The organism is Sheuella amnicola (assembly GCF_010499255.1).
GTDB lineage: Bacteria > Pseudomonadota > Gammaproteobacteria > Burkholderiales > Burkholderiaceae_B > Zwartia > Zwartia amnicola.
The window spans coordinates 16,995-32,301 of sequence record NZ_JAAGRN010000006.1 but is presented as its reverse complement, the minus strand read 5'-3'; the positions used below and the strand labels follow the sequence as shown (position 1 = coordinate 32,301).

Annotated in this window: 16 protein-coding genes and 1 tRNA gene; 10 read left to right on the top strand and 7 right to left on the bottom strand. The window is 46.7% G+C overall.

Annotated features, from left to right (window positions below; genetic code table 11):
- Positions 1-2: 2 nt before the first annotated feature.
- The 5 genes from G3I67_RS09930 to G3I67_RS09910 all read left to right on the top strand — a co-directional run bounded on the left by G3I67_RS09930 (position 3) and on the right by G3I67_RS09910 (position 4,153).
- Positions 3-81, top strand: a tRNA-Ile gene (locus tag G3I67_RS09930).
- 80 nt (positions 82-161) lie between these two features.
- Positions 162-458 carry a twin-arginine translocation pathway signal protein gene (locus G3I67_RS09925; protein WP_163654860.1) on the top strand — a complete coding sequence of 99 codons (297 nt, stop codon included), beginning with the start codon at positions 162-164 and terminating at the stop codon, positions 456-458.
- Positions 459-511: 53 nt separating this feature from the next.
- Entirely contained in the window at positions 512-2,512 is a 2,001-nt protein-coding gene (locus G3I67_RS09920; RefSeq protein ID WP_163654858.1) for a LodA/GoxA family CTQ-dependent oxidase, read from the top strand.
- Between the two features lie 3 nt (positions 2,513-2,515).
- Entirely contained in the window at positions 2,516-3,691 is a 1,176-nt protein-coding gene (locus G3I67_RS09915) for an NAD(P)/FAD-dependent oxidoreductase (RefSeq protein WP_163654856.1), read from the top strand.
- A gap of 267 nt (positions 3,692-3,958) precedes the next feature.
- Positions 3,959-4,153 (top strand): host attachment protein, encoded by a 195-nt coding sequence (locus tag G3I67_RS09910; RefSeq protein ID WP_163654854.1) that lies wholly within the window; start codon positions 3,959-3,961, stop codon positions 4,151-4,153.
- 90 nt (positions 4,154-4,243) lie between these two features.
- Here G3I67_RS09910 and G3I67_RS09905 read toward each other — a convergent pair whose 3' ends face one another.
- On the bottom strand, positions 4,244-4,828 hold the full coding sequence (locus G3I67_RS09905; RefSeq protein WP_163654852.1) for a hypothetical protein: 585 nt from the start codon (positions 4,826-4,828) through the stop codon (positions 4,244-4,246).
- A 312-nt stretch (positions 4,829-5,140) separates the two neighbouring features.
- A complete protein-coding gene (locus G3I67_RS09900) occupies positions 5,141-5,779 on the bottom strand; it encodes a TetR/AcrR family transcriptional regulator (protein WP_163654850.1) in 639 nt (212 codons plus the stop codon).
- Between the two features lie 287 nt (positions 5,780-6,066).
- On the opposite strand from G3I67_RS09900, the gene G3I67_RS09895 reads away from it, so the two are divergent.
- From G3I67_RS09895 to mqo, 5 genes are all read left to right on the top strand, one after another.
- Positions 6,067-6,501 carry a hypothetical protein gene (locus G3I67_RS09895; RefSeq protein WP_163654848.1) on the top strand — a complete coding sequence of 145 codons (435 nt, stop codon included), beginning with the start codon at positions 6,067-6,069 and terminating at the stop codon, positions 6,499-6,501.
- 34 nt (positions 6,502-6,535) lie between these two features.
- Positions 6,536-8,239, top strand: a complete 1,704-nt coding sequence (locus tag G3I67_RS09890) for a N,N-dimethylformamidase beta subunit family domain-containing protein (protein WP_163654846.1) — start codon at positions 6,536-6,538, stop codon at positions 8,237-8,239.
- A gap of 25 nt (positions 8,240-8,264) precedes the next feature.
- A complete protein-coding gene (locus tag G3I67_RS15005; protein ID WP_163654844.1) occupies positions 8,265-9,050 on the top strand; it encodes a CocE/NonD family hydrolase in 786 nt (261 codons plus the stop codon).
- A gap of 214 nt (positions 9,051-9,264) precedes the next feature.
- On the top strand, positions 9,265-9,660 hold the full coding sequence (locus G3I67_RS09880; protein ID WP_163654842.1) for a cupin domain-containing protein: 396 nt from the start codon (positions 9,265-9,267) through the stop codon (positions 9,658-9,660).
- Positions 9,661-9,673: 13 nt separating this feature from the next.
- Positions 9,674-11,164 (top strand): malate dehydrogenase (quinone), encoded by a 1,491-nt coding sequence (gene mqo / locus G3I67_RS09875; protein ID WP_163654840.1) that lies wholly within the window; start codon positions 9,674-9,676, stop codon positions 11,162-11,164.
- Here mqo and G3I67_RS09870 read toward each other — a convergent pair.
- The 5 genes from G3I67_RS09870 to G3I67_RS09850 form a co-directional block, all read right to left on the bottom strand.
- A complete protein-coding gene (locus tag G3I67_RS09870) occupies positions 11,158-11,949 on the bottom strand; it encodes a bestrophin-like domain (RefSeq protein ID WP_163654838.1) in 792 nt (263 codons plus the stop codon). The genes mqo and G3I67_RS09870 overlap by 7 nt on opposite strands.
- Entirely contained in the window at positions 11,942-13,267 is a 1,326-nt protein-coding gene (locus G3I67_RS09865) for a TAXI family TRAP transporter solute-binding subunit (RefSeq protein WP_163654836.1), read from the bottom strand. The genes G3I67_RS09870 and G3I67_RS09865 overlap by 8 nt, the downstream gene beginning before the upstream one ends.
- A gap of 85 nt (positions 13,268-13,352) precedes the next feature.
- Positions 13,353-13,628 carry a muconolactone Delta-isomerase gene (catC, locus tag G3I67_RS09860; protein ID WP_163654834.1) on the bottom strand — a complete coding sequence of 92 codons (276 nt, stop codon included), beginning with the start codon at positions 13,626-13,628 and terminating at the stop codon, positions 13,353-13,355.
- Positions 13,629-13,686: 58 nt separating this feature from the next.
- Positions 13,687-14,463, bottom strand: a complete 777-nt coding sequence (pcaD, locus tag G3I67_RS09855) for a 3-oxoadipate enol-lactonase (protein ID WP_163654832.1) — start codon at positions 14,461-14,463, stop codon at positions 13,687-13,689.
- A gap of 73 nt (positions 14,464-14,536) precedes the next feature.
- Positions 14,537-15,271, bottom strand: a complete 735-nt coding sequence (locus tag G3I67_RS09850; RefSeq protein WP_163654830.1) for a cytochrome b/b6 domain-containing protein — start codon at positions 15,269-15,271, stop codon at positions 14,537-14,539.
- Positions 15,272-15,307: the final 36 nt, after the last annotated feature.

The following is a 15,307-nucleotide window of genomic DNA, read 5'->3' as shown; positions in this document are numbered from 1 at the left end:
CAGCCCCCCTAGCTCATGCTTGGTTAGAGCAGCGGACTCATAATCCGTTGGTGCCGTGTTCGACTCACGGGGGGGGCACCAGTATTCAAACCCTCATCAGAAATGGTGAGGGTTTTTTGTTAGTGAGCATTTATCGATGTGATGCGACAGGGGACCAAAAAGTGGATAGAAAGCGCAGAAGTTTTATTAAAGGATGCTTCACTACGAGTGCAATTTTTGGCACTGGGATTGATTTGGCATTTGCTGCAGAAAATCAAAAAAACACCCCCCACTCACCATCGAATACTGAGATTGAAAAGTCTATTAAGGCTGCTTTTGGCGGTGGATTTGTTTTGTTATCGCATTCGAAATCTGATGGTCTAGTCACTGCTCAGATTGAGAGTTTTGGCAATCAATTTACTGTTATCTCACAAAATTCATACGACTGGAAAACTATTAAATCTTCTATAAAGAAATGATTGTTTATTTTTCTTTGTCACCAGTCAAAGTTTGCTAGTTGAGGAGTTAAGTGATGTCCGTACAAATTAAACGTATTCGCATCCATCCAGGAATTGGTCTTGCTCGATTAGGTGACAGTGATGAATTTTTCATTGGTCCAGAGGCACCTGGGGTGGTTGTTGATCCAGGTGGAAGCAATGGTCCTGGTCCTAAGGGCGGCACCTATCGAGATAGTCATTCTCGCTTAAAGCGACAGGCACAACGTTACCGAGTATATGCCTATGATGAAAATGGCAAGGTGATTGCGGAGCTCACGTCAAAATCAGATTCAGTCAAATCACTCCAATGGCGCGTGCATGTTCGCAACATGAAAGCGGCTAATTACGCTTTCCAGGGCGCCTACTTATTTGATCCAGATCAGTTAAGAAATCCATCTATACAGCCTGGTAAAAAACCGATTGAGAGAGATAAGTTAATCATTGATCCGGGCGTCCATACGATTGGCTCTGGACAGCGCAGTCCCGTTGTAATGAAGGGAGACATCTTTGAAGGAATTGAAAAAGGTTTCTTACCGGGTCAATTGCGCTTTGAAGGATTCACACCTAGAGATATCTCGAAAGATGTTGAAGTTACCTACAAGGCCGCAAGAGATATTGAGCTGGGTCAACTGCATTTAGATGCTGAAGATCGTCTTTTGTTTGTTCCTGCTTCCGGTAAGGGCGAGTGCGTGACAACTCCCAAGGTCGCCTTATCTAATCCAAGTGAACATGTAAATCCTCCTAATGGTCCAGATGATGGAAAGAATCCATTAACCAACCAATTCGCATATTTCAACGTTCCTGGTTGGTGGGATGATACTTGTGGAGGTGAAATTGATGTCACAGTCACACTTAAGGATGGGACTGTCATCAGCACTCGAGATAATGTTAAGTCAGTGACCGATGAAGGCATTAGAAATCCTCATGCTGGAGCGTGGGTTATTTCAGCACCGCCGAAGTTTTCTCCTTATATGTATCACGTAGTTTCGATTGCAGATCGCGTCTATGAGGCATTTCCTGAGGCGTATCCTTACGTAAATCAAAAAACCAATTTTTACCGTGATGTTTATCCAATATTTGCAAACGCCGTAAATTACGGTTGGGTGAGTGCAGAGGCCTCAGGTGTTACTCAGACTTACAAAAACTCAGCACATGGACCATATCAGCCGGGTAATCTACTGTCCGAGGGGTACATGGCTGCTTTTACGGACAATTCGGAAAACAGTAAACCGATGAGGCAGATGGTCTATGCCTTGATGCGAAGCCCTGCAGGTAAAAATGGTAGGTTGGTGGACTCGCTATTGCCTCCACCTCCGCTGCGACCAACTAGCTGGAAGAGTGATGAATTCAAACGAGATGAGCAAGTTTATAAAATGCCTCTGCTTTGGGGTACAGCTGGAAAGCCTAAGCAGAATCAACAATTAGGAAATAATTTTCCAAACCAATTTTTGGCATTGACCCAAATACAGCTAAAACATATCAAGGAATGGGCAGATGGTCATTTTGATGTCGGCACCATGCAAACACCGATTCCGTTGGAAAAACTGCCTTTGGCTGATCAGCCTCATGCATTAGACTACGCAGCCCTTGAGCCGACCATTGGTGGCGGTTTTCACCCCGGTATTGAATTTCCTTACCTCATTATTTATAGAGATTTTTTTGCTGAAGCATTCCGTGTAGGTAAAAATATTGAACCAGGTGCCTTGTCTGCGTATATGTCGAGTCCGTGGCAAGGAGATTTTTGGTCATGTAATGATGCCTGGTGGCCAACTCAGCGGCCGGATGTGGTTTTTGATTACGATCCAAAGACGAAGTCCAGAACCTATAGGGAATGGTTCCGTGGATATGATGAAAAAGGTGAGCCACTATCGGCAACTGATGGTTACAACCAAATGGCCTATGCTTGGTCAAAGCTGGGAATGGTGCTTCCGACTAAAACTGAAGGAGGAGACTTTTTACGTGACAACGGTCAGATAGTTTTTACTGAGAAAGAGCGAAGTCCAATTCTAGATCGACCACCCGCTAAAAATAAGTAAGTTATGTTTTCACAGCAGATCAGTTCTCCTGGTGTCACATGGGATGTCGTCATCATTGGCGCTGGTCCTGCTGGAGCAGCAACTGCAATTACTCTAGCGAAGCTCGGTCAAAGTGTCCTTTTGGTGGATGAGCGGGTAGCCGCTCAATACAAGTTGGGTGAGTCTTTACCGCCATCTTCAATTGATTTAGTCAGACATTTTTTAGATTTTGATGGAAATATAAATCAGAGCTCTTTCGGTCTTTTTAAAACATCAGGAAACATCTCTTTATGGGACAGTGAGCAGCCCGAACAAAGAGATTTCTTCTTTTCAACGACCGGTTACGGTTTGTGTATTGATCGGTTGGCCTTTGATGAAGCCTTACGCACTAAAGCCCAAGCGGTTGGTGTCACTCTGTTGAGAGGTTTTGGTTTTCGCTCTTGTCAACAGGTTACTTGCGCAGACTACCTTTGGGAACTCACACTAGGCTCTTATGTTGAGACCCAGAGACATCGGGCTCATTATTTGGTTGATTGTTCTGGTCGCCGTGCGGTCGTAGCCCAATCACTTGGCGTTTCAATAAAGAGTCATGATCGTTTGTTTGCTTATGCCCAATGGTTTTCATCGAATGTCGAGGATGAAGATACCTATACGCGTATTGAAGCGGGGGCGAATGGATGGTGGTACACCAATCGTATTCCTGCAAAACAAAATAACAAGAGCAAACGATTGGTTGTTTTTCACTCAGATAAAGACTTACCTGCAGCAAAATTGGCTAGTCACTCAAAGGGTTTTGACTTACTTTTAAATGAATCGATCCTTCTAGGTCCTTTACTGCAAAAGAAGGGATACCAGTCCGAAGGTTCAATAAGGGGTGCTCCAGCGAATAGTCAACGTTTAATGGAGTTTTGCGGAGATGGATGGATGGCAGTCGGTGACGCAGCGCAAGCATATGATCCATTGTCATCGCAAGGTATCGACAAGTCATTAAGGACTGGAAGTCAAGCAGGTCATTTAATTCACTACGCGTTGTCAGAGCTTGAGAAAAACAGTGCACTGGATAAGAGTAACTTTTACATCAGGCAATATGCTGAGCAACAAGACCAACTATGGTTAGAATACTTAAGGCGACATGATTTTTATTACACTGCTCAGTGTAGATGGAAAAGCCAGAAATTTTGGAGTAGACGCACTTTGTAGGTTCTTGAGAGTCTTTGCACTCGTATCATCCGTTGGTGCTGTGATCGTCTAATGACGGTTTACTGACAAGCGTTTAATTTCGTCAAATCAAATAGAGTGTGTCGCAGGACGTTAAGCGTTCTTATCTCAGAATGCCAGTCGATGTACACATCCTGATCAGTTGATCAATTTGCAGTCAGCATCTACGCCGTTATGATTTTTCCTGATAAGTCTCTGGAAGGCATTTCCTGGCTTTGAAAAGTCGAGAGACATTTTTAAGGAATTTTCGTGAAAAGAAAACACTGGGTCATCGTCGCGAATGGATCAATGGCAAGAATTCTGCTGTCCAGCGCAGATGATAAAAAGCATTGGACTGAGAAGGAGTGTCTGTTAAATCCAGAGGTGCGACTGCACGGAACTGATCTTGACGAGCAGCGCTTTACCGTCGATTACAAGCTCAATCAACGACATCTACCGGGATAATCAAACTGAGTCTGACATCTGTTCACATGCATCCCTGTGCTCAACGTAGTATGGGTTGGCATACACCAAGTTAACAAACTACAGAAGATGTCAGTAGGCTGGACTTATTCCCCAAGTTTTGCTCTGTTCTACAGCATCTTTAGCATCCTCGAGAGCCTCTCTTGCCAGATTCCTGGCCTCAGTGAGTGCGCCCTTTAGCGCGTCTTCAGCACGATCAGCCAGTCTTTCAGTTGCTACTTCCATTTTGTTGATGGTTTCCTTGCTTGCCACGATTGATTTCTTTACAGTGGCTTCTGTCTTGCTTGCGAGCGATTTTGATACCTCTGTCGCATGCTTTAAAGTTGCAGAAATTTTTGTCATTGCATTTTTTGATGCTCGTTCGCTATCTTGTGCGGCTAGCTTTGCGGCCTCAACCGTTTTTTGCGTGGTATTCATCATGGCGTTTTCTGCTTTTTCAAGCATCAACTCGGCCGCCTTGAGAGCATCCCGCAGAGCTTGCTTTGCTTCCTCGGTTGCTTTCTTTCCGAGTTCATTTGATTTTGTAGAAAGCTCGGTTGTTTCAGTCGTGTCGACGGTTGCTTCGGATGCGGCAAATACATGAGTACTAGAAAACAATGGAGAAAAAAAGAATAGAGAAACAATTGTGAATTGCAATACTTGTTGAGGTTTCATCATTTTCTCCAGATATCGCTATTATGAAACGCCGCAATTAAATTGGTGCAACCGATAGATATCAAAAAAGAAGCCTTGCAGGTTGGAGGTGCAAGGCTTCCGGCGGTAGAAATGGTATCCATTCACTACTGCCTTCCGGGATTGTTTTTCTGTGGCGATCCCAGCGAACCCACAGCTTTAAGTTAACCGATCATCAAGTGTTTAAACATATACCGATTGTTAAAATTTCGGTATAGCTGTGATGAAAGATGACCTTGTTACAGCTAGCTTTCCCTGATGAGAGGGTGATGCAAGCAACGCAATCTTTTGCTATGGCTAGCGAGGGATTTTTTTATGGCCCATTGACTCGCATGCATCAAGCAACGCGTTTGCTGCAACCTCGAAAGTTTCTTCGTTGAGCTTGCGCATCGATGCGAGGCTGCGAGCAGCCTGATCTGCCGCCGGGTGACCGACAAGACGACGACCTTGTCTTTTGTTTTCCAATGATTTCGGGTAATCAACCCAGTCATATGCGTTAGAGCCGACTGAGAAGGTTTCAAGCATTTGATATGCAATCATCAGTTGTCGACCTTCCAGACCCATTTCACCCAGCAGCGATAGGCTTGCGCGTACAAATTCGGCAGTAGCTTGTTCGTCATGAAGGGTGAGATTCGGTAGCGCCAAGTTGGTGTGACGAGAAAAAGCGCGCCTAAGCGATTTCATTAGAGCCAGAAGTCGTTCGCGGGGCGATCCGGATTCGGGAATGCCGACGTTTTCAACCTCGAACATTCGCATGAGAACAGCTTCGATCAATTCTTTTTTGTTACGAAAGTGGCGGTATAAGGCGGTGGCGTGAACACCTAACGCCTCGCCTAGCGAGCGCATTGTGAGTGCGTCATAGCCATACTGGTCAATAAACTTAAGCGAAGCATCAGCATACGCCTCACGTGTGAGGATGGGTTTTCTACCTGCCATGAGGGTGCATTTATTTATCTGTCATGTGTGAGTGATTTTCTCTGACTTCCAGCTAAGCCACCATATGCCCAGTATAGAACGATCTCATTTCCAAATGATTTTGGGGGTTATCCCGATCTTCATAAAAGTAGGATTTTTATTCTCTTTATTAGTAAACAATGTATACTATTTCCTAGATATAACTTCAATAAAACCCAATAAAACCCAATAAAACCCAATAAAACCATATGTCAGCGTTATTGCGTATCACCATCATTAACAGCATTGCTCCGCTGTGGAGCTTTATCATGGCTCCGGCCATATTCGAAAAATATTTTTACGATGCCTTTGATGCGCCGGGAATCGATGTCGGAAAATTTTTAAGAAATGATGTTTCTCCCGCATTTTTGACCTTCCTGGTATGCGTGTTGATCACTCAGATATGGTGGCTTTGGCGTGCCGAGAGAAACGCACTTGATCCTCGCGTTAGATCAAAATCCAGAAAAGATTGGTGGTTAGCCTCGCTATTTCTTTTTTTCATGGCAGTCTTCTTGATCAGCAAATATGTGTGGATACCCTATCCTCAGCTGCCCTTATACGGAGTCGTTTTGCTTTGTATGTTGCAGGTGATGGATTATCTCGTTCTATTTTGGATGGCGACCGCAATGGGGACGCCGGGAGATTATCGGTTAGTCATTCCTTTCGCCGCAATCTTTGATCCGGTTCTTGGTAATAAAAAATAATTGCGAATTGATTTTTAAAGTTTAAGGACATGTCATGCAATCGAACGAAAACAACAAAACTTCACTGTTCAACGATGGACCATCCCTACTGGGGATTCCGCGTGTGATACCCGGGCCGGGGCCCGCAGCGCATAGTGATAGTCGACATGGATGGGAATATGAGAAGCCGTTGAATAACCCTGAGATTGCAGAGGTGTGGTGTTATACGCCTCGCTACTCTTACATTGCAGGTGAGACGATCGACTTTCACATGCACAGCACGCGTGCCCATGCCGAAATCGATATCTATCGGGATGGCCCTCAGCAGGAAATGGTGTTTCAAGAGACAGGTATCGCCGTAGCCAATGTGCCGACGCAAGAAAAACCTCATGTGAATGGATGTGGATGGCCCGTCGCGCTACGGGTAAAAGTATCCGATTCGTGGCGGTCAGGATTTTATGTCGTGATAGTGCGCGTTCGGGATGACGATGGTGGCGTGTTCGAGCGAGAGCATTTTTTTGTGGTTAAGCCTTCAAAACCTGCGGCGAATACAAGCATTGCATTTATCGTTTCGACCGCAACTATGAACGCATACAACGATTGGGGTGGCGGCAATAGCTACCATGGCGAGGGCGGTACTCCCAGGTTTAAAAAGCCCAATGCGCGCACTTCACTGCTCAGACCCTGGAGTCGGGGCATGATTAAGCTTCCTATTGGTGCTCCACGCGCGGTTTCGACTGCAGAGTTACCACCTTTTGCTCCACCGCAGTTACTTTCACATCCATATGCCCGGCATTACGGATTCGCCAGAGATTATGCGGATTCCAGTTGGGCTCTGTATGGAAAGTTGTTCATCGACTGGGCAGAAGCGAATGGATATGAGCTTGATTACTACACACAACATGATCTGGATAAGGATCCGCAAGCACTGGTTCCTTATCGCTTGTCCATAGCAGTCGGTCACGACGAATACAGCAGCTGGAATATGCGTCAGGCAATTGAAAACCAAATTTTGGCAGGTGGAAATCATGGTCGCTTTGCCGGCAACAATATATGGCAGGTTCGTATAGAAGATAACGGTACGACTTTTGTCAATCATAAGGACGAAGCGACTGATCCCGTACTGGGAACCGAAAAAGAAAAATTTCTCAGTAATGCCTGGGATCTTCCATATAGCGGGTGGCCCGTCACAAAAACGTTTGGTTTGACTGGATCGTCTGTCATTCATGCAATGTTTGGCGGCGCAGCGCCCAGAGCGAGTGGAGGATTTACGATTTATCGACCATGGCACTGGAGTCTGAAAGATACTGATTTGTACTACGGCGATGTTTTGGGAGGTCGTCCGGACTGTATCGCTGCGTACGAAATCGATGGTTGCGATTTCACGATGCGCGATGGTCTTCCTTTTCCGACAGGCAAGGACGGGGCCCCAGAAAATCTATCAATTATTGCCATGGCACCTGCCATCCAGCACGAAGAAGATCACTTCAAAGCAACCTCCCCAAGCATGATGAACTCGGTGTCGACGCCTGCGATCAAAGGCGATGGTGCGGTGTTGCCTCACCTTGTAGAGCACGAGGGTGTGCGTCATCCCAAGTATGGGGCGGGCATGATCGCAAGTTTCGACAGAGGATCCGGCGTAGGTGACGGCACGATGTTTGTGGCCGGAACAACGGATTGGGTTGTCGGTTTGCAGCGTCGCAATTGGTTTGTCGAACAGATTACGCGAAATGTGCTGAATACGTTGTCTTCATCTTGACTCTCATTTTATCCCGGCACTTGGCGTGAATAATACAAAAATCACATTCGTACCCAAAACGTGCGAGGAACGCTTGGCGTTTAACCAACGCGCCGACGATCTGAAGAAAATAGCTGATCAGCAAGAGGCTCGTTTGCGTAAGGAAGTACTTCCGACATACGACGCTTATCCCTTCGAATCGCCTGTCGAGCATGACGATATCGTTATCGAGCGTGTCATGATGCCCATGCGCGACAACATATGTTTACGCAGCTATGCAGTGCGTTCGCTCGAGGGATTGAATATCTGGCACTTCAATCATTACATGGGCGATCGTCATGCGATTGAAACCCGTGACGATGTGCTGGTCTATACCACTGCGGTTTTGCAGGATGATGTGGAGGTGACCGGCATTATTGAAGCTACGCTTTATGCCGCATCAAGCGCACCAGATACTGACTTTATGGTCAATCTGATCGATGTTTATCCGGATGGACATACGCAATTTCTGACTCATGGTGTGATGCGAGTGACGTATCGCGAGGGCTTGCATGAACGCAAGTTGATCGAACCCGGAAGGATATATAAGTACGAGTTCAAGCTTCAGCCTATTGGTGTGAAGTTTCAAAAAGGACATCGTATGCGCGTAGAGATTACTTCAAGCGAGATGGATAAGTATGCGCGCAATCAAAACGTTGCCGATGCTCCCGGCACAACCGCCAATGTGGCGATCGCGCATCAGACTATTTATCACGGCAGGGAGTACCCGTCCAAGCTGGTGCTGCCGATGATTCCTTCGTCCGGATTTTATGACTTTGGAAAAGGGTACTAATCAGTTTTTTGTGCCTGTCGGTTCCTGTTTGGTCAATTCACACTGAAGGTGACAAGCACCGTTTGGTTGTGAATGCAATTTCATCCATGAAATACACGATCGATATACCCCCTTTTATTTGATACAGAGCTCACTATGTCATCACTGGTTTTGTAAAGGGATTCAGGTATATTCCTCATTTGGCAGTTATGGTGTCAAAAGTAAGGAATTCGATATGCGCTGTATCCGTTTATGGACCGATTCGGAAGGTCAATCCTGTTTTGAAGAAGGTCGCATCGCGATGAAGTCCGGTTCGCCGGTGAATCTTCTGTCGGATAAGTTCGCGACTAAAAGCATTTCGTTCGAAGAAACCAAAGCGGGGTCGTCGCTTGACTGGCATACAGCTCCTGCTAAGCAATTCGTCATTACGCTTCGAGGCACACTCGATTTCGTCACGAGAAGGGGCGAACACTTCATTCTGACCCCGGGCGATATCTTGTTGGCCGAGGATACCGCGGGTGGCGGCCACGCGTGGAAACTGATCGGAGACGATCCCTGGCGACGCGTCTATGTCGTGCTGGATTCAGACGCCGATATCGCCTTCACTACCTCACCAGCTCAAGGGGCGTAAATTGAGTCAAACGATGAACAATGTGACTGAAGTCGACTGCCTATTGGTTGGCGCGGGCATTATGAGCACGACACTTGGCGTGTTTCTGAAAGAAATACATCCGTCCTTGTCGGTTGAACTTGTCGAGAAACTCTCTTCAGAGGCGCAAGAAAGCTCCAATAGCTGGGACAATGCCGGTACAGGTCATGCCGCCAACTGCGAGTTGAACTACACACCTTTAGAGCCTGATGGCACAGTCAATATTTCCAAGGCCCTTGAGGTCAATGTCGAATTCGATCTATCAAGGCAGCTTTGGTCTTATCTGGTCAAAAAGGGCGCGATCAAGGATCCGGCTTCTTTTATCAACCCGGTCCCTCACATGAGTTTTGTGGAGGGTGATGATCACGTCAGTTTCCTAAAGAAAAGGCATGCTGCGCTTAGTGCACATCATTGCTTTCATGGAATGGAATATTCCGAAGACTTTGATCAGATTGCAAAGTGGGCGCCTTTAACGATTAAGGGCAGGGATCCAAAACAAAAAATCGCCGCTACAAGAATCATTTCGGGCGCCGATGTGAGCTATGGCTCATTAACGTCCCACTTGCTGAACTATCTGAAGACCCAAAGTGGTTTCAAAGTTGCATTTCTGGAAGAGGTGACTACCTTAAAGCGCGATTATGACAAGCGTTGGTGCGTGACGATCAAAAATACCCAGACCGGACAGACTAGGACAGTCAGGGCGAAGTTCGTGTTTCTGGGGGCCGGTGGCGGGGCATTGCCTTTGTTGCAAAAGTCGGGCATCCCACAGGCAGACGGCTATGCCGGATTTCCCGTCAGTGGTATATGGTTGCGGTGCGATGTGCAGGATGTCGTAAGTCAACATGAAGCCAAGGTCTACGGCATGGCGTCGGTTGGTTCGCCTCCCATGTCTGTGCCTCATCTCGATACGCGTGTCATCGACGGAAAGCGTTCCTTGCTTTTTGGCCCTTACGCAGGATTTTCTACCAAGTTTCTAAAGTATGGGTCCTGGCTCGACTTATTTAAGTCGATTCGTTTCGGCAACTTGTTGCCACTTGCTGCAGTGGGTGTTTCGAACCTGAATCTCTTGAAGTATCTTGTAGGGCAGGTGTTACAGACCAAAAAAGATCAGTTTGATACGCTACGACAATATTATCCGACTGTGGATCCCAAGGATTGGACATTGAAGATCGCCGGACAGCGTGTTCAGATCATTAAAAAAGACAAAGTGAAAACCGGCATACTGGAGTTCGGTACCGAAATCGTCGAGTCGACCGATTCATCCATTGTCGCGCTGCTAGGCGCCTCGCCAGGTGCCTCGACTGCGGCTTCCATCATGATCGATGTTGTGGGGAAAATGTCCCCAACCGGGTTGCTCCCGGCAGACTGGAAAGATCGCATGAAAGCGATCATTCCGTCTTATGGTGAGTCGCTTATCGAAAATGAGGCGCTTTGCAATCGAGTTCGACTCGATACCGCAGCCGTTTTAGGGCTTCACAATCAATAAGGTCGTATTTGAGTTTTGGCGATGATTTCAATGGGTTCGGGCGATATTTTGTCCGAACCCGAGAATGGATGATCCAGAACGATGGATGAAGCGAAAATAAACGATACGCTAATCACCTGGATGTTGAGTGCAACAAAACGGATCCAGGTGAATTGCGTCAACATCAGTGCCGATATGATCAGAACGCCGATATAGCCGATGTTATTTGTCAGGAAAAACAGTTTATTCAATGAATTGCTGGAGTTTGCTATACGGTTGCTTCTATCCTGAACGACTTTGCCCAGCGCTTTGATAGTCTCGCTGTAGACAGCAAGTTCTCGTCCGGTAGTGGGATTCAAATCCTGCATGTCTTTACGTAACGTTCTTTGAAGTTCAAGCGTTTTATCACTTCCTTGATGCTTGGATAATGCAGGCCATTCATCCACAACAATAGAATTCGCATATTCACGCAAGTCTTCCCGAAACTTTTGCGTTTTTTCTGCGCTATATAGTGCGAGTAATAGATCAAGCTCTTTAATATCGTTGGCTTCGCTCGCGACATCTTGCTGATATTTATCGATGGTTTCGCTGACGTTTGCAAGTGAGTAGCCTAGCGTCAAAAACGTGATCGTGAACAAGGCGGCATGCAGGCCGGCAATGAAATCGGAATCAATATCCTGGGGAACAAGGTTAGGCCAAACCCGCCGGAATAAAAAATAAAAGCCATACATCACAGCGAGGCCTAAACCGCTGTAAAACAGAATAATTGATATGTAATTCGTTTTGAGATACAAGGTTTCAAGCATTTTTAATTTGTCCTAGTTTTGATTCTGCATCTCTTTTGACCGACGCCAAGGCATTCTTCAAGTTGAAATAAAACCGTGAATTTTTTTCGAAAAGCCAGTTCTGATAAATATCTCGTTCATAAATCCGGAGGGCTTCGAAAATTATTTGAAGATCTTGTTCGGATTGCGCCTGAACAATGGCTTCGTCCAACTCGCGTAAATTAACGAACATCTTATTCATCAAGAGCTCGGCCGGGTACATTCTGATTGAGTACAGCAATTTGTAGACTGGATAAATGAGGAAAAAGAATGCGAGCAAGTAGGCCCACACGTCTTCGATGATGCTGGCTAGCCAGAAGGGGAGATAAGAAAAGATAACTGGCGTGCCTTGGGCATAAAAACGTTTTGCAACCGGACTTAATGGAAAACTATCGTCCATATCTTTGGGGAAATATCCAGGGGTATCAAAAAATGTATTGTTCAGGTTTCCGACTTCTTTTGCCGATATCAGGTATGCCCACTGCACAGCGGGGTGCATATCTTTTTCTACAAGTAGAGTTGTTGTCGAAGCGAGAATCGTAATGTCTTTCGGCGGATAAACAGAGTCAAGACGAATGGACCCTTTTGGAATAACTAGTTTTTGAAGGGCCGGCATTTTCTTTAGATATGCATCAGCAAGCGGGAAATTCATGATCTGAACGCCTGGAGTGGCAAGGATTCGTCTCACTGTCTCGGATTGGACGCTATCGACAATGAATACGGCGTCCAGGTTTCCTGCAATAAACTGATCAGCCGCCTCTTTATAAGAAACTTCAATAAAATTATTGGTGGCGGGAAGCGTTTTTTGATTCAGTTCATAAAGCTTTTTAAAAATCTTGTTGGTGATGTTTCCGGGTGAGCCGATCGAGATTTTTTTGTCCGAAAAGTATTCGAATGGATCATTTGTATCGATCGGCTCGCCTTTGTAGAAAATCCAGATTGGGGCGTACTGAATGCTTCCTAACGACACTAGGTTAGGATAGTCCTTCGCTGTCTCTACTCCAGCGGTTAAAAAACTGGCACTAATGTTCGATTTTTCACTGTTCAGGTCGAGCAACCCTTCACCCAGTCCTGAAGTCGCAACCAATTCGAGACGAATGCCTTTTTCCCTGAAATTTTTCTCGAATTTTTCCGAAATACCTTTATAGGATGTTCCGTCCTGGCCCGTGGCAAGGTAAACCGTGCTAGGGGGTAAAAAGGAAATATGTATCGCCAAAGCGATAGCAATAGCTAGAACCACAATCCCTGGCAAGCCGTAAAACCTGATGACTTGCCCCCATCCTTGTGCTTCTTTAGGCAAGAACTTGGTTAGGTATCTTTTGAAATACTGGACGGCTGACCGGGGATTGAAGTTCATATGTCGACAGATTATTTGACAGTGTGGGTTAGATAGCCGAGGGGTGTTTGGCCAAAGCCGTCACATGTATATCCATGTACGGATAGAGCGGCAGACTTGATAGCATCGTGTGCAGCGCGTCGTTATCGGGCGCATCGAAAATACTGACATTTTCATAACGACCGACAACACGCCACAGATGCAACCACTTGCCTTGACGTTGTAATTCTTGCGCGTAATTTTTTTCGGCCAATTTGATTTCATCGGCCTTCTTTGGATCCATGTCGTGCGGTAAATTGACCTGCATTTGAACCATGAAAAGCATGTTGTGCCTCAAATAAGATTTGTGAATTGTGTAAGCGGATGAATTCTGAACAGTTGAGTCAGGGTTTCAGGAAGGGTAGTACCGCCTGAAGGTATTTTTCCGGAATTTCGGTGGTTGGAATATGTGCAGCAGGGACGGTGATTAACTTGGCCCCTTTAATGTGATCGACAATTTTTTGACCTCGAGCAAGTGGTGTCGACATGTCAAAGTCGCCAACAACAACCAAAGCCGGAACTTGAATCAACGCCAGGCGTGGATACAGATCCATGTCGCGAATGGCGGCGCAGCAGCCGGCATAGCCATGTGGAGCGTGCGATAGAACCGTATTACGTACGCGGCGCAGAGCAATACTGTTTTCTGCGACGAAGTCGGGAGTAAAGAATCGTCCGATCACGCCATCCACAATTGCCGGCATGCCACCTTGCTTGATGGCAGTGATGCGTGTGTCCCAGATGCCTGGGTCGAATTCGGCTGCCGTATTGGATAGAACGATGCGACGCAATCCAGGAGCCCGGCGTGCAGCAAGCTCCATCGCAACCATGCCACCCATCGAAATGCCCCAGAAGTCGTATGAGGTCAGACGCGCGGCGGCGATGACGGCTTGCGCATCATCGGCCAGTTGATTCAGAGTGTAGTTGCCTTCAGGGGCATCTGATCCGCCGTGTCCGCGCATGTCATAGCGCACGACATAAAAGTCGTTCATCAGCGTATTGAGCATCGGGTCCCACATCGAAAAATCGCACCCAAGGGAGTTTCCCAAAACAAGTGCGGGTTTGGATGGGTCGCCATCACCGCGCCAGTAAATTCGGGTCGATCCGTTTGTAACGATAGGCATAATTGTCCCCTTCTATATTGGTCTTATTGAATATTAACTAATTAACCCACTAAATCTTTATCTGCATAACTCTTTAATTGAAACTGCCACCTGCATTGGCCGCCAATTGCATAAGCCACCAAGCACCCCATCCCAGCAGGGCCGCGAGTACGCCTGCGCGAAGTCGGATGCCGACGTCGTCCCGGGCAGCCGGTGTGTCAGGAGCAAGCTGATTGCCGGGCACATCGCCATGAATCATGGGAGGAATCAGGCGTTGACCCTTGGCTGCGTAAAAAATAATAGCAAGCAGGTGAAGCGCGATGATTGCATAGACAAACGGCTCATTGGCTTGGTGCAGGCCTGTCATCGTCGCGGAGTTTGAATCGCTAACGAATTGGGCCAAAGGTCCTTGAGTCAAAATATCATCGTTGGCGAACAGCCCAGTGATTGCCTGAATGCCGATAATCAGCAGCATTGCGATTACGGCCCAAGCACCCAGAGGGTTATGTCCGGCATGCATCAAAGAACTTTTATTTGCTTGACGACGGCTGCATAAATATCGCACGGTGCGAAGCGGATGCACAATGAACTGACTGAATCTGGCGTAGCGCGGCCCGATCAATCCCCAGATTATTCTAAAAATCAGCAAAGCTACGCTGATGATTCCTAGCCGAACATGCCAGTCCATCCATAAGCCACCGAGCTTGACTGTCACGATGGCTCCGATCACGCTAATGGCGAACGCCATGTGAAAAAGTCGCGTGGGCAAGTCCCAGATACGGATTGGCGCAGAATTTGTGTGCGCCGCAGCAATTTGATTGGTTGTCATGTTCTTGTCAAGATCTTTAGGCTAAGATGACTTGAA

Excerpts from the sequence above, each read along its gene's own strand:
- G3I67_RS09920 (WP_163654858.1), top strand. The coding sequence starts at position 512 with ATGTCCGTACAAATTAAACGTATTCGCATCCATCCAGGAATTGGTCTT.
- G3I67_RS09915 (WP_163654856.1), top strand. The coding sequence starts at position 2,516 with ATGTTTTCACAGCAGATCAGTTCTCCTGGTGTCACATGGGATGTCGTC.
- G3I67_RS09905 (WP_163654852.1), bottom strand. The coding sequence starts at position 4,828 with ATGATGAAACCTCAACAAGTATTGCAATTCACAATTGTTTCTCTATTC.
- G3I67_RS09900 (WP_163654850.1), bottom strand. The coding sequence starts at position 5,779 with ATGGCAGGTAGAAAACCCATCCTCACACGTGAGGCGTATGCTGATGCT.
- G3I67_RS09895 (WP_163654848.1), top strand. The coding sequence starts at position 6,067 with ATGGCTCCGGCCATATTCGAAAAATATTTTTACGATGCCTTTGATGCG.
- G3I67_RS09890 (WP_163654846.1), top strand. The coding sequence starts at position 6,536 with ATGCAATCGAACGAAAACAACAAAACTTCACTGTTCAACGATGGACCA.
- G3I67_RS09880 (WP_163654842.1), top strand. The coding sequence starts at position 9,265 with ATGCGCTGTATCCGTTTATGGACCGATTCGGAAGGTCAATCCTGTTTT.
- mqo (WP_163654840.1), top strand. The coding sequence starts at position 9,674 with ATGAACAATGTGACTGAAGTCGACTGCCTATTGGTTGGCGCGGGCATT.
- G3I67_RS09870 (WP_163654838.1), bottom strand. The coding sequence starts at position 11,949 with ATGCTTGAAACCTTGTATCTCAAAACGAATTACATATCAATTATTCTG.
- catC (WP_163654834.1), bottom strand. The coding sequence starts at position 13,628 with ATGCTTTTCATGGTTCAAATGCAGGTCAATTTACCGCACGACATGGAT.
- pcaD (WP_163654832.1), bottom strand. The coding sequence starts at position 14,463 with ATGCCTATCGTTACAAACGGATCGACCCGAATTTACTGGCGCGGTGAT.
- G3I67_RS09850 (WP_163654830.1), bottom strand. The coding sequence starts at position 15,271 with ATGACAACCAATCAAATTGCTGCGGCGCACACAAATTCTGCGCCAATC.